Origin of the sequence: Sphingomonas sp. Mn802worker, assembly GCF_000382485.1 — a bacterium.
Lineage (GTDB): Bacteria > Pseudomonadota > Alphaproteobacteria > Sphingomonadales > Sphingomonadaceae > Sphingomonas.
Window position 1 is genome coordinate 255,096 of sequence record NZ_AORY01000005.1, and the last position, 13,716, is coordinate 268,811.

At 65.5% G+C, this 13,716-nt stretch carries 7 protein-coding genes and 1 pseudogene; 1 reads left to right on the plus strand and 7 read right to left on the minus strand.

Going from position 1 to position 13,716, the window contains the following annotated elements; all coding sequences use genetic code 11:
* Positions 1-2: 2 nt before the first annotated feature.
* Both SMN802W_RS0108110 and SMN802W_RS0108115 read right to left on the minus strand, forming a co-directional pair.
* Complete coding sequence (locus tag SMN802W_RS0108110) at positions 3-1,604, minus strand: alpha-glucosidase (protein WP_037523659.1); 1,602 nt, start codon at positions 1,602-1,604, stop codon at positions 3-5.
* A gap of 8 nt (positions 1,605-1,612) precedes the next feature.
* On the minus strand, positions 1,613-3,433 hold the full coding sequence (locus SMN802W_RS0108115) for an alpha-amylase family glycosyl hydrolase (RefSeq protein WP_019516411.1): 1,821 nt from the start codon (positions 3,431-3,433) through the stop codon (positions 1,613-1,615).
* Between the two features lie 164 nt (positions 3,434-3,597).
* Between SMN802W_RS0108115 and SMN802W_RS0108120 the strand changes: the two genes are divergently transcribed.
* Positions 3,598-4,629 (plus strand): LacI family DNA-binding transcriptional regulator, encoded by a 1,032-nt coding sequence (locus SMN802W_RS0108120; protein WP_026325902.1) that lies wholly within the window; start codon positions 3,598-3,600, stop codon positions 4,627-4,629.
* Here SMN802W_RS0108120 and SMN802W_RS0108125 read toward each other — a convergent pair.
* From SMN802W_RS0108125 to SMN802W_RS16700, 5 genes and pseudogenes are all read right to left on the minus strand, one after another.
* Complete coding sequence (locus tag SMN802W_RS0108125; RefSeq protein WP_019516413.1) at positions 4,626-6,134, minus strand: tryptophan halogenase family protein; 1,509 nt, start codon at positions 6,132-6,134, stop codon at positions 4,626-4,628. The two genes, SMN802W_RS0108120 and SMN802W_RS0108125, sit on opposite strands and share 4 nt — an antisense overlap.
* Before the next feature lie 119 nt (positions 6,135-6,253).
* Complete coding sequence (locus tag SMN802W_RS0108130; protein ID WP_083925673.1) at positions 6,254-9,130, minus strand: TonB-dependent receptor; 2,877 nt, start codon at positions 9,128-9,130, stop codon at positions 6,254-6,256.
* Positions 9,131-9,394: 264 nt separating this feature from the next.
* Complete coding sequence (locus SMN802W_RS0108135) at positions 9,395-10,102, minus strand: DUF6445 family protein (protein WP_019516415.1); 708 nt, start codon at positions 10,100-10,102, stop codon at positions 9,395-9,397.
* A gap of 98 nt (positions 10,103-10,200) precedes the next feature.
* Positions 10,201-11,385 carry a tyrosine-type recombinase/integrase gene (locus SMN802W_RS17905; protein ID WP_083925664.1) on the minus strand — a complete coding sequence of 395 codons (1,185 nt, stop codon included), beginning with the start codon at positions 11,383-11,385 and terminating at the stop codon, positions 10,201-10,203.
* A 625-nt stretch (positions 11,386-12,010) separates the two neighbouring features.
* Positions 12,011-13,539, minus strand: a pseudogene (locus tag SMN802W_RS16700) (MFS transporter).
* Positions 13,540-13,716: the final 177 nt, after the last annotated feature.

Consider the following 13,716-nt stretch of genomic DNA (forward strand, 5'->3'; position numbering starts at 1 on the left):
GGTTAGTCCTTTCGCGCGACCAGCGCGCCGTAGGGGGCAAAGTCGGCGCCGTTGACGCCAATCGAAATGAGGCGGGAGAGGTCGGCCGCGCCCGCCCACACCTGCGGCTCGGGCGACAGGTTGAAGACGCAGACGACGCGGTCGTTGCGATACGGCCGCGCGAACACCAGCAGCGCGTCGTCGGCGTGGAGCACCTCGAACCCGCCCAGCCTGAGCGCCGCCTCGTCGCGCCTGAGTGCCAGCACGGCCCTCGTCCAGTGGAGCAGCGAGTCCGCGTCCGCTTCCTGCACGTCAACCGCGAGCGTGCCGTGATCCCCGCCGAGCGGCAGCCATGGTTGGACGGTGGAGAAGCCGAGCTGCGCGGCATCGTGCTTCCACGGCATCGGCGTGCGGGCGCCGTCGCGTGACAGCGTCAGCGGCCAGTTGGCGATCGCCTCGGGGTCCTGCAGCAGCTCGAACGGCACGTCGACCTGCGTCAGCCCCAGTTCCTCGCCGTAATAGAGGATCGGATTGCCGCGAAGCGCGCCCAGCAGCAGCATCTTCATCCGCGCGAAGGCGCCGCGAACCTCAGGCGCGTGTTCGGGTGCTACCCAACGCGAGATCGCGCGCGGCGCGTCGTGGTTCTCGAACGCCCAGCTCGGCCACCCCACACCCGCTTCATCGGGCCATTTCGTCACCGCCTCCGCCACCACCGCGGGCGTCAGCGCGGGCGCGTAGAGGAAGTCGAACCCGTAGGAGCTGTTCAAGCGCCGGTCGTCGGCGGTGAACAGCTTGCGCTCGCGGTCGCTGTCGGTGCCGCCCACCTCGGCCACCGTGAAGCGATCGTCATATTCGTCGAACACCGCGCGGATGCGTTCGATGAACACCGGGATGTCGGCGTGGCTCTGGTTGTAGCGGTGCTCCTGGAAATCGAACGGTCGCGTGCGCGGACCGTCGTCGGTCGCGGGCGGATTGTCCGGGAACGCGGGGTCGTACATCAGGAAGTTGAGCGCATCGAGGCGGTAGCCGTCCGCGCCGCGATCGAGCCAGAACCGCGCGACGTCTAGCAGCGCGGCCTGCACGTCGGCGTTGTGGCCGTTGATCTGCGGCTGTTCCTTCAGGAAATTGTGCAGGTAATATTGCCCGCGCCGCGCGTCCCACGTCCACGCCGGGCCGCCGAACACCGACTGCCAGTTGTTGGGCGGGCTGCCGTCCGGCTTCGCGTCACGCCACACGTACCAGTCGGCGTGCGCGCTCGTCCGGCTGGCGCGGCTGTCCTTGAACCACGGATGCTGGTCGGAGGTATGCGCCCACACCTGATCGAGCAGCACCTTCAATCCCAGCGCATGCGCGCGCGCGACCAGCGCGTCGAAGTCGGCGAGCGTGCCGAACACCGGATCGACGTCGCAGTAATCCGACACGTCATAGCCGAAATCGGCCATCGGCGAGGTGAAGAAGGGCGAGATCCACACCGCGTCGACGCCCAGCGACGCGACATAATCCAAGTGCGCGGTGATCCCGGCGAGGTCGCCCACCCCGTCGCCGTTCGCGTCGGCGAAGCTGCGCGGGTAGATCTGGTAGATCACCGCGCCCTTCCACCAGGCGCCGTCGCTCTTGTTCGTCATCGCATCGCTCACTTTGTTCCCCCAAGCGCGCACACCGCGTAGCCGAACGCGGGCAGCGTGACACGCAGCGATCCGGGCGCGGCGACCGCGGCGGCGCACCCGCTTCCCGCCAGCACGCGCGCGCTGGCGGCACCGGGCTCGACCTCGATCAACCGTTCGATCGGCGTCGCGCCCGTGTTGAAGGCGAGCAGCACCTCGGCGTTCGTCACGGGATCGAAGCGCGAGATCGCGAGCAGCCCCGGCTTCTCCTCGCGCGCGCGCAAGCGCTGCCGCCCGCGCGTCAGCGCCGGCGTCGCGACGCGCACCCGTGCGAGCGCGGCGGTCTGCCTGAACAGCGGATTGTCCTGCCCGAAATGCGCGGTCGCGGTGGTCGTCGTCGTGCCGAGCAGGCGGTTGTCGTTGTAGCTCGCCACTTTGCTCGCGAACATGTCCTCGCGCGCGTCCTGGTCATTGCCGTCGCCGGTGAAGCCCTGCTCGTCGCCCGAATAGACCGTCGGCACGCCGCGCAGGCTCAGCAGCATGGCGTTGCCCAGCATCACGCGGCGCATGACCTCGTCATCGCTCGCCTTCGGGAACGCCTGCCGGACGTAATAAGCGAAACGGCCGTTGTCGTGATTGCTGATGAAGGTCGGCAATTGCTGCGCAGCATCCGCGCCGCCCTCGTATAACGCGTCGCCGCGGAACAGTCGCTCGAACGCGTCGGTGCCGCGCGTGCCCGCGACCGTCAGCAGCACCGCCTCGCGGAACGAGAAGTCGAGCACCGCGGGGAATTGGTCGACGCGGGTATGGATTGCCTGCGGGCCGGGATCGAGGTTGGTGTTCGACACCTCGCCGAAGATGTGGAAGTTCGGAATGCCCTTGGCGTGCGCGCGCGCCAGCATCGCGGGGACGAACGCTTGCCAGAACTCCGGATTGACGTGGCGCGCGGTGTCGATGCGATACCCGTCGACGCCGAACCGGTCGATCCAGCCGCCAAAGATGTCGATCATCCCCGACACCACGCGCGGGTTCTCTGTCATCAGATCGTCGAGTCCGACGAAATCGCCCATCGTCGCGCTCTCGTTCTCGAACGTGGTGTTGCCGCGATTATGGTACAGGCGGATGTCGTTGAGCCAATCGGGCGACTTGGCGTGCTCGTCGCCTTTCGCCAGGAACGGCGTATAGGCGTAAGTCGGATCGTTGAGCTTGGCGAAATTTGCCGCGGTCTGCACGTCGTCGCCCGCGAAACCCGCATTGATCGCGGGGCCGTTCACCCCGCCGCGGCGCTGGTAGGGATAGTCCGCGCGGCTGCGGTACGTGCACGCGCCGCACTCGCGATACTGGATCACGTCGGCGGTGTGGTTGACGATGATGTCCATATACACCTTGATCCCGCGCGCGTGCGCGGCATCGACCAGGGCCTTGAACTCGGCATCGGTCCCCAGATGCGGGTCGACGTGGTTAAAGTCGGTGATCCAGTAGCCGTGATAACCCGCGCTTTCCTGCCCCGGCGCGCCCTGAACGGGCTTGTTCCTGAACACCGGCCCGACCCAAATCGCGGTCGCGCCGAGCGACTGGATGTAGGGCAGCCGCCGCATCAATCCGGTCAGGTCGCCGCCGTGATAGAAGCCTTTCGAGGTCGGATCATAGCCGGTGCGCAACCGGTCGCCGGTCAACCCGCCGCGGTCGTTGGAAGGGTCGGCATTGTCGAACCGGTCGGGCAGCGCGAAATAGATCACCTCGTCCTGCGGCAACCGCGCGCGCAGCGCTTTGAGCGTCGCATCGACATTTTGCGCCGAACCAGCCGCGGGCGCGCCCAGCAGCAGCGCTGCCGACATCGCCGCGAGCATCGCCCGCCTCATCCTGCTCCGCGTCATCGTCTAACCCCTCCCGGCTTGGCGCGCGGTTTGCGGCGCGAGGGCGTGCTTGCCAAGCGCGCAGCATACGTATTCACACGCGGCACAGACCCGCCTACACTGCCGGCAACATATTGAGAGGAAAGACCGCCGCCGTCATGGCGCGTACCCCCCGCCCTTCCAGTGACCGCCCGACCTCGTTCGACATCGCCGAGTTGGCCGGCGTGTCGCAGCCGACCGTGTCGCGCGCGCTGCGCGGCGACAAGACGGTCAGCGAACGCACGCGGATGCGGATCGAGGCGATCGCGCAGCAGCTCAATTACCGTGTCGACCGCGCCGCCTCGTCGCTCCGCCGCGGTGAGGTGAAGACGCTGGCACTGCTGTTTTTCGAGGACCCGCTGCCCGACGGTTCGAACATCAACCCGTTCTTCCTCGCGATGCTCGGCTCGATCCTGAAGACGTGCAGCCAGCGCGGCTACGACCTGCTCACCTCGTTCCAGCGCTGGTCGGCCGACTGGCACATCGATTACGAGGACGCGCGCCGCGCCGACGGCGTCATCCTGCTCGGCTACGGCGACTGGGAGGATTACCGCGCCCGCGTCGAGCAACTCGTCGCGCAGCGCACGCGCTTCGTGCGCTGGGGCGCGCCGAGCGAGGTGGGTACGACGATCGGATGCGACAACATTGCCGGCGGGCGCATGGCCGGCGAGCATCTGATCGCCCGCGGGTGCCGCCGCATTGCCTATATCGGCGCGGCGAGCCACCACTACCCCGAGTTCCGCGACCGCTACGCCGGACTTGCCGAGGCGCTGCGCCACGCCGGGCTGCCGGTCGATCCTGCGCTTCACGTCGACGCGCTGTCGGTCGAGCAGAAGGGCTACGAGGCAGTGCAGCGGCTGATCGCGCGCGGGATCGCGTTCGACTCCGTCTTCTGCGCCTCCGACCTGATCGCACTGGGTGCCTTGCGCGCGCTTGCCGAGGCCGGGCGGTCGGTTCCTGCCGACGTCGCGCTTATTGGATTTGATGACATTCCCGCCGCCAGCCACACGCACCCGCCGCTGACCACCGTGGCGCAGGATTACGGCCGCGGCGGCGCCGCGCTGGTCGACACGCTGATCCGCCAGGTCGCGGGCGAGCCGACCGAGGACCTGCTGCTGCCCTCGCGCCTGGTGGTACGCGCCTCCGCCTAGACGCTGGCGCGCGCTGCGCAATGCTGCGCAACAAAGGCGTCGTGCCGCGGCATCTGCGCCGCCTCGCGCGCGATTAGCTGCCGCATCAGCTCCAGATACTCGTCATTCTCCGCACGCGTTTCCGCGTCCGCGATCGGGTGATAGCCGCGCGGGATCACGCCCTGCCCGATCAGCACCTGAATCCACGCGACCTCGGTGAACAATTCCTCGTGCTCGCGCGTCACGTGCGCCTGCTCCTGCCAGACCTCGACCTTGTGGCGGAGCGTGTCGGGCAGGTCGGCGGCGCGGCGTTCCTGCCAGAACGGCTCGTCGCGCGCGTTTGCCCAGTAATGCAGGATCAGGAAGTCGCGAACACGCTCGTATTCGAAATCAGCCTGTCGGTTGTACTCGTCGCGCTGTACCTGGCCTGTGGCACGCCCCGGCAGCATCTTGAGCAGCCGCGCGATCGCGGTCTGGACGAGGTGCAGGCTGGTCGACTCGAGCGGCTCCATGAAGCCCGACGCGAGGCCCACCGCGACGACATTGCCGCGCCACATCTCTCGCCGCTTGCCGGTCGTGAAGCGGATCGGCTGCGGATTGCCCTCGGCCACACCGTCGAGATTGGCGAGCAACTGCGCCGCCGCCGCATCGTCGGAGAGATGCGCAGAGGAGTAGACGATGCCGTTGCCGGTGCGATGCTGCAGCGGGATGCGCCACTGCCAACCCGCACCGTGCGCGGTCGCGCGCGTGTAGGGCGTGAAGTCGGCCGCTCGCGCCGACGGCACCGCCAGCGCACGGTCGCACGGCAGCCAGCGCGTCCAGTCATCCAACCCGACGCCCACCGCCTCGCCGATCAACAGCCCGCGAAACCCGGTGCAGTCGACGAACAGCGCACCCTCGACGCGCGCGCCGCCGTCCAGCACCAGCGCGGCGACATCGCCCGTCTCGCCGTTCCGCTCGACCGAGACGATCCGCCCCTCGATCCGCTCCACCCCGCGCGCTTCCGCGAAGCGCCGCAACAGCCGCGCGTAGAGTGCGGCGTCAAAGTGAAACGCGTAGGGCATCGCCGGCAGCATCGCGGCGGTGCGCGCCGGTCCGCGCTGCATCCGGCTCGCGCGCGCCGCCACCTCGTTGAGCGAATAATCACCCAGAGCTGCGATCTCGTCGCCGCGCTCGGCGTGTGCGCGCAACCAGCGGTGGTGAAAGCCCAGCAGCCCTGACTCGCGCCCGACATCGCCGAACGCGTGCATGTAGCGGTCACCCGGGCGCGTCCAGCCGGCAAACTCGATGCCCAGCTTGAACGTGCCGCTGGTTGCCCGCAGGAACGCGTCCTCGTCCAGTCCCAGCGCCTGGTTGAACAGCTGGATCTGCGGGATCGTCGCCTCGCCGACGCCGATCGTGCCGATCGCCTCCGATTCAACCAGCCGTATGCGGTAGGCGTTAGGCGGCAGGAAATGCGCGAACGCGGCGGCGACCATCCAGCCCGCGCTGCCGCCGCCGGCGATGACGATATCGGTCGGGGTCATGCCATTCTCCTAGCCGAGCGCTTGGCCGGCTTCAAAGAAAAGGCCGCCGACATCGGGGGGCGATGCCGACGGCCAATGTCCGGATCAGTACGATCGAACGCGGATCAGAGCCGGACGGCTCAGAACTTATACGTCACCCCGACGTAGTAATCGCGGCCGTAGCGCTGGTAATCGATCACCTGACGCTCGTCGCCGTTCTGATAGGTGACGAACGGGCGATCGGTCAGGTTCTTGCCCTGCACCATCACCGACAGGCCGCTCAGCGGACCGTCCTTGAACTCGTACCCGATCTGCGCGTCGAGGATCGCTTCCTCCTTCGCGGTGCGGAACGTCGGGCTCGCCGACAGGCCTGCGACCTCCGCCAGGAACGACGAGCGGTAGCGATAGTTGGCGCGCGCCTGGAAACCCCACTTCTCGAAATAGATCGTGCCGCTTCCGGTCCAGTCGGACAGGCCCGGCAGCGTGATCGGGCTGGGGTTGTTGGCGTAACGGATCGTCGAGTCGGTGTAGTTGCCAGTTACGAACGCGCCGAACCCGTCGAGCGCCGGCGTGATCATGCGGAACGGCAGCGACAGCGTCGCCTCGACGCCCAGCACCTCGCCGCGGCCCGAATTGTCCGGGCGGCTGACGGTGCCGATCTGCTGCCCCGCCGCGATCGCCTGCGCCTGCTGCGCCGGCGTCAGTGCGCCGAGCAGGTCGGAGAAGTCGAACGCGATCGTGGTCGCCGGATTTACGAAATCGTCGAGCTTCTTGAAATAGCCCGACAGCGCTACGTAGCCGCCGCCGCTGCCGAAATATTTCTCCAGCGACACGTCGATGTTGGTCGACTGATACGGACGCAGCGACGTGTTGCCGCCGTTCGAGCTGAACACCGGATTGAGGGCGATCGGCAGCACGCCGACGTTCGCCGGATTGACCGTCACGTCCTGCGTCACGCGCTCCTGGTCCAGACGTGGGCGCACCATCGTGCGCGACGCGCCGAGCTTGACGTAGCCGCCCTCAATCAGCTCGACCGAGAAGGTGGCGGACGGCAGCACGCGCCAGAACTTCGCGCCTTCGTTCGCCGGCGCGATCGTGACGACGCCGTTCGTCAGCCCCGCGATCTGCCCGTCCGAACTCTGGTCGGTATAGACCGCCTGCACGCCCAATGCGCCCTTCAGCGCCTTGCCGCTCACCTCGCCGTCGATGTTGAGCTTGGCGTAACCGGTGTACACGTTCTCGGTCACCGTGTTGTCGCGCACCAGCGACCCCGGGCGCCCGTCGAACGCGGCGTTGAGCGAATTGTTGTACAGGTACAAGGGGTTAAGCGTCAGCATCGCCGGGATGCCGAGGTAGCTGAGCGGGATGTTGTTCCCCAGCTGCGCCTCCGCCGGCACGTCGGCGCTGCGCGGCGTGCCGCTCGCCACGGTGCAGCCCGTGCCCGTGCCCTTGGGGCACAGGAAGAACGAGGTATACTCGCTGGTCTTCTTGCGACGGCTGTAGTTGGCGCCGACTTCCCAGCCCTTGATGACGCTGTCCTCGAACTCGCCATTCAGGCTCGCGCGCAGCGACTTCAGGTCGTCCTTGAACTTAGGCCGGTTAAGAAAGCCTGACTGGACCACCTGCTGCGTGCCGTTGTTGCCCCAGCCTTGCGGGTCAGTCAGCTTGAAGATGCTGGTGTCGGTGTAGTCGAGCGTCGGCGAGAAGGAATAGGTGCCATCGCCGTTCTGGCTGACGCCGACCGTGTCGGGACGACCGCTCTTCTGGAACCCGGTCCCGGTGTTCGTTTCCAGCAGGAAGTCGGTGCGCGTCGCGCGGCTCCAGCTCGCGTCGACGTTGAAGTGCGTCGTCTCGCCGATCTTGAAATCGTTGTTCCAGCCGAGCGACAGGTTGTCGGCCTTGCGCTGATTGTAGTCGTTGCGCTGCACCGCGAACACGTTGGAGAACGTGCCCGAGGTCAGGAAGCCATTCGACACCGTGGTGTTGCTCAGCACCGTGCCATTGTCGGTCGGGTTGGTGGGATCGTCGGCCGCGCCGTTGAGCGGGAATTCGATGCCACGCAGGTACTGCGTTTCTTGGAAGTGCGAGTAGAGTGCGTCGAAGGTAGAGTGGAAATTATCGCTCGGCTGCCATTCCAGCGTCGCGACCGCGCCGTAGCGCTTCAGCTCGTTTGACTGAACGTAAGGCTTGGCGCCGTTCAGCCGGTACGGGTCCGTCGCGGTACCGGTGCCGTTATAGCCCCACGCATTGTAGCGCTCGTTCTGCGACGGCGTCTGCGTTGCCGATACGCCCAGCGCGACGCCGAACGTGTCGTCGGCGAACTTGTCGACGTAGGTCGCCGAGGCACGATAACCGTAGCGCGACATTTCCGGGTTGAGGTTGTCGATGCCGTTCATCTGCCCGCGCGCATTGATTGCGAACACGCGCTGTGACTGGTCGAGCGGGCGCAGCATGCGCAGGTCGACCGTGCCCGAGATACCGGCGGCGATCAGCGACGCGTCGGCCGACTTGTAGACGTTCACGTTGCGGAAGAACTCGGACGGATATTGGTCATACTCGACGCCGCGGTTGTCGCCGACCGTCACCTGCTCGCGCCCGTTCAATAGCGTGGTGGAGAAATCCGGGCCCAGGCCGCGGATCGACAGCCGCTGGTCGCGCCCTTCCAGACGCTGCGCGGTGACGCCCGGAATACGCGCGAGCGAGTCGGCGATCGACACGTCGGGCAGCTTGCCCACGTCCTCCGCCGACACCGAGTCGACGATCAGCGTCGAGCGGCGCTTGATGTCCGCCGATTTGGCGAGGCCGGCGCGGATGCCGGTGACGACGATGTCGGTGCCCTCGCCCACGTCGCTCGCGTCGCTGGTCGGCGTCGCTTCGGCGGTCGGATCGGGGTTGGCGCTCGCGTCAGGCGTGGGATCGGCGGGCTGGGCCGGCTGCGTTTCGGTGATCGCGCCCGTCGGGTTGGCGGTCGCGGTGCCCGCCTGCTGCGCCCAGGCATTGCCGCTGGCGAGCAGCATGACGCCCGCGATGGTCAGCGCGCTGGCACGCAGGCCCAACTGGGCACGAACGGACGATGATTGAAGCGAAACGGTCAAGAGAACCTCCCCCAGGCCACACCTCTGCGCGATCTTGCGCGAGGTGCTTATGCGGCGTGATGACGGCGGATTAGGCCCGCCCAGGGCTTAGTCACAACAAAGCCACATACGTATTCAGGGGTATGCGAGCGCGCTCTGCCCGCCTGCTGTGGCAGCGATGTCACAGCGCAGCGCTCCCTTAGCGCCTCACAGCGCCACCGCATCCAGGAACGTGTTGACCGTCAACCGTCCGTTGAACGGGTCGGCGCTCAGCGGCATGCCGGCGGGAATGTCGGCGCAGTGCAGCGTATTCGACCGGTACAGGATCGCGCGGTTGAACCGCCCGGTGTGTCGCGCGACGCGTTCGAACATGGGTGAGTCTCCGCCGATATACCCCGCGTTCGGAATGCCGTGCGCCGCGAGATCATCGGCCAGCGCGGCGCGGTACGCCGGCAGTCGCGCGGCGTCGACCGACTCATACCCGGTCGAGCGCTGGCGAAAGAAGGCGGTGCCGCCGATATCCTCGTCCGACCGCTCGCCGTCGTCGGCCAGATAGTGCAGCAGCGCGAGCCGCGTCGGCGAAACCTCGTCAAAATGCGGCAATCGCTGGATCGGCGCCAGCGCGTCCGGCGGCGTGGTGACCAGCGAGTAGAAACTGTCGACGACGCTCAAGTCGCCCAGCCCGAACACATCGCGAACAACAGGCGCCAGCGCGGCGACGATCGGGCGCAGCATCGCTTCAGGCACCACGGCGCGGATGCCCGGATAATGTTCGCCTATTTGAGAGAACGACAGGAACGACGCATCCTCGCGCAGGCCGTGCGGGTCAGACACGAACGCGTCGATCACGACAACGGGTTGATTCTCAGACCCATGATTCATGACTTGAAGCTGCCAGCAGTCCTTGCCGCTCATTCTCAGTCTCGCCGTTTGCCAGAGGAGCGGTTACAAAATGATGCTTTTTACTCTACACATAGTAACACATAGCACCATGTGACGATGAACATTCTAGACTACGCCCTTTCTAAATCAAAATATTGCGCCCAAGCTTCCATAAGTTTGCGGCGTTTATCAAATAGATCACCTCGCCGATAAGCTGCTTCGGCTCTGTTTGCGATCGTATGCGCTAGTGCTATTTCGCACACCTCGTGAGGAAAGTCCGTCGTTTCACTAGCCCAGTCTCGAAACGCTGACCTAAAGCCGTGAACCGTAACATCTACCCGCATACGTCGCATCAGCATAGCCATTGCCATTCCCGATAGCGGCTTGCCGGTCGCGGCACTAGCAAACACTGCGTCTGCTGGAGACGCTCGCTCGACGTCTCGCGCGGCATCAAGCCGTTGTAGCAGGTCTACAGCAGCCTGGGACAATGGGACCCTGTGTTCACGTCCTGCCTTCATGCGGGTTGCAGGCACGGTCCACGCGGCACCGCTCAGATCGATTTCAGCCCAACTGGCGCCAAGCACTTCCCCTGAACGGGCAGCTGTCAGAATGGTAAATTCCAGCGCTCTTGCCGCTGTCGCATCACGTTCGCGTAGGTCATTCATGAATTTGGGCATAGCCGCGTACGGCAATGCTGCGTGGTGGCCGCGGGTCAGCCGCTGCCGTTTCGGTAGCAATTGATCTAGGTGGCCACGCCAGCGGGCTGGATTATCGCCCGTCCGCAGCCCCTTGGCCTTTGCTGCATCCAAGACGTTCTCGATACGACCACGCAGGCGCTCGGCCGTTTCTGGCGTTCGCTGCCAGAGCGGCTGCAGCACTTCCAGAACATCGCGAGTGCTGACACTCTCAACGCTTTTAGGCCTGAGAGGAGCGGCGTATTTCGTTAGGGTCATGGCCCACTGCGCGGCATGCTTCGCGTTGCGCCACGAGGGTCGCATCGTCTCAACATACGCGTCAGCACATTCGCCGAAGGTCTGTCGCTCCTGCTTCTCGCGCGATGATCGAGGATCACCTCCGCTTGTCAGCACAGCTCTAAGAGTTCCTGCTTCTTTACGGGCATTCGCTAGCGAGAGGTTACGCCCGCCCCCCAAGCCCAGCTCGGTCCGCTTGCCATTCCGCGTGTACATGAACACCCAGCGTCGACGCCCTTGCGGATCGATAGACAGGTAGAGCCCACCACCGTCGGAATGACGGCCTGGCGTCTTGATGGTTGCCGCTGTGCGAGCATCCAGCTTGTTCAGCGTTCGCGATGTCATACCGGTCCTACGTCGGCCCCATTTACGGCCCCACTTTATAGGCCGACTTCAGACGAACGTCTACATTCACCAGCGAACACGCCTAAGTGCTACATGGCTGTGAGAGAGCATTTTTGCGCACCCCCACGGTCCTCGACGAACACTAGTGAACAGGGAGTTTGGCGGCCTCCGTCTCCGCCATACTGTAGCCGTCGCACGTTGTTGCGCGTTGCTTTTGGGGCTCCGCTTAAAGGAGCCGATTACGGTTTCCGCTCTTATCGACCTGCAAACGCCGTTTATGACAGCGATGGTGAGCGGCGAGTCCAGTACCGTTCATTCATTCACGCAGGCTCTTATGACAGCAAAGCGCCTTTGTTTCGGCAAATTCGGAGGGCAAGCCTGGCTTCCTGAATGCGAACGTCCTCTTGCATACGCTATGCCGCGCAAGTGCTGGCATCTTCAACTTAGCTCGATCAAGCTTTTCCGCGACACGTAGAGCGGCACACCGGATCGAAGAAGCCGAGGTTCGTATTGCACTTATTCGGTGCATGCGCCGTGGCTGTCACCGGCAATCGCAAGGACATGTACCACGCTGCTCACCTTGCAGCACGGTGACCTTCCCCGTCGTTTGTGACATGTGATGCAATCAGATCCCAGCCCAAGGCCCTTCTACCCGCAGCATCGCCGCGGCGGCGGCTAGCATCGTCCAGATCGGCTCACCGGAGAAGAAATGCTTGGTGATCGATCCCATCACGGTCGCTACCAGCAAGCGTGACACCACCACGAACACGTTGAACAGCACCATGTAGACGCCCAGCTTGCGCTGCGGCAGCGCGGAGGCAAGGATTGCGTAGGGCATGGCGAGCATCGTCGACCACGCGTTGCCGATCCCGACCTCGCTCAACAGCAGCCAGCAGCCAGCAGTCAGCAGTCAGCGGTAGTTGGGCACCAGAAAGATGCTCGCGAACCCAGCCGCCCCGCACGCCAGCCCGACGATGTGCGTGCGCGCCGACCCCACGCGACGGGCGAGGAACGGGATCAGCACCAGAGCCGATACCGCCGCGACACCGTTGTCGGTCGCGAACAGGACGTCGACCCGGCTCGCTCCCTCCTGGTATGCCGCACTGCCCGCATCCGACGCCGCGAAGAAGCGCCCGTTACGATGGGCTTGTTGTTGATCCACATGATGAACAACGGCGACCAGCTGAAGAACTGCACCAGCGTCAACCGCTTCATCAGGACCGGCATTCCTGAGGAATTGCCGACGATATGACCCAGCATGCCCGCGCCCTGCCCGCCGCGTGCGCGCTTGACCGCGATCAGGCTGGCAACATCCTAGGCGGCGAGCAGCGCGCCCAGCAGATACACTTCCTTCTTCAGCTACGTCAGCGCCACGAGCGCGATCACCACCGCACCCGCGCCGATCCAGCCGAGGTACGCCGCGTTTCTCCATGCAGCGAGTACGCTGAGCACGCGCTCGCCTCTGCTACACCCTCGAAACATGCCAGCTCGTCGGGCGAATATTCGCGCGTCAAGACGACGGTCCAGAGCACACTCGCCAGCAGAGCCGCGCCGCCGAACCAGAAGGCGTAGCGCACCGAACCGAGGATCATCCCCGCCGCCGCCACATTCGATACGCCCGGCCGCTCAAGCACCCAGGGAAAGATCGATCCCACTACCACGCCCGCGCCGATGAACGCGGTCCGCACGCCGTAGCCCGCGGCGTGCTGGTCTTTGTCGAGCATGTCGCCGACGAAGGCGCGGAACGGCTTCATCGACAGGTTCAGCGACGCATGGAGCACCCACAGCATGACGGCAGCGACCAGCAGCACCGGGCTTTCGGGCATGACCAACAGCGCGATTGCGGCCAGCAGCGTGCCGGCGAGGGAGTACGGCCGCCGCCGTCCCAGTCGACCAAGCCACATGCGGTCGCTCAAATGCCCGATCACCGGCTGGACCAGCAATCGCGTCAGCGGCGCGGCCACCCACAAGGCGGACAGGTGGTCGAGGCTGGTGCCGAGCGACTGGAAAATCCGGCTCATGTTCACATGCTTCAGTGCGAGGCCGATCTGGATGCCGAAGAAGCCCAAGGATGTCGAGCAGCCAAGCAAGGCTCTGCCGCTTGCGCCGCTGGAGCGCACCTTCGGCGTCGATTGCTGCCGCTACGCTGGCCATCCGCTCTCTCCGTTTACGTTCGCGCGAGCGCGGCGGCGTGACCGCCGAAACTGAGCAAACACCCGTTCAGCAGCCGATCGATCGCGGCCGTGTCGGCAGGTAATCGCGCAGGCTTGAGCCACGTGTCGTCGGAGAAGGTGCCGTAGCCTGCGAGTAATATCTTTCACAACAGGGCCG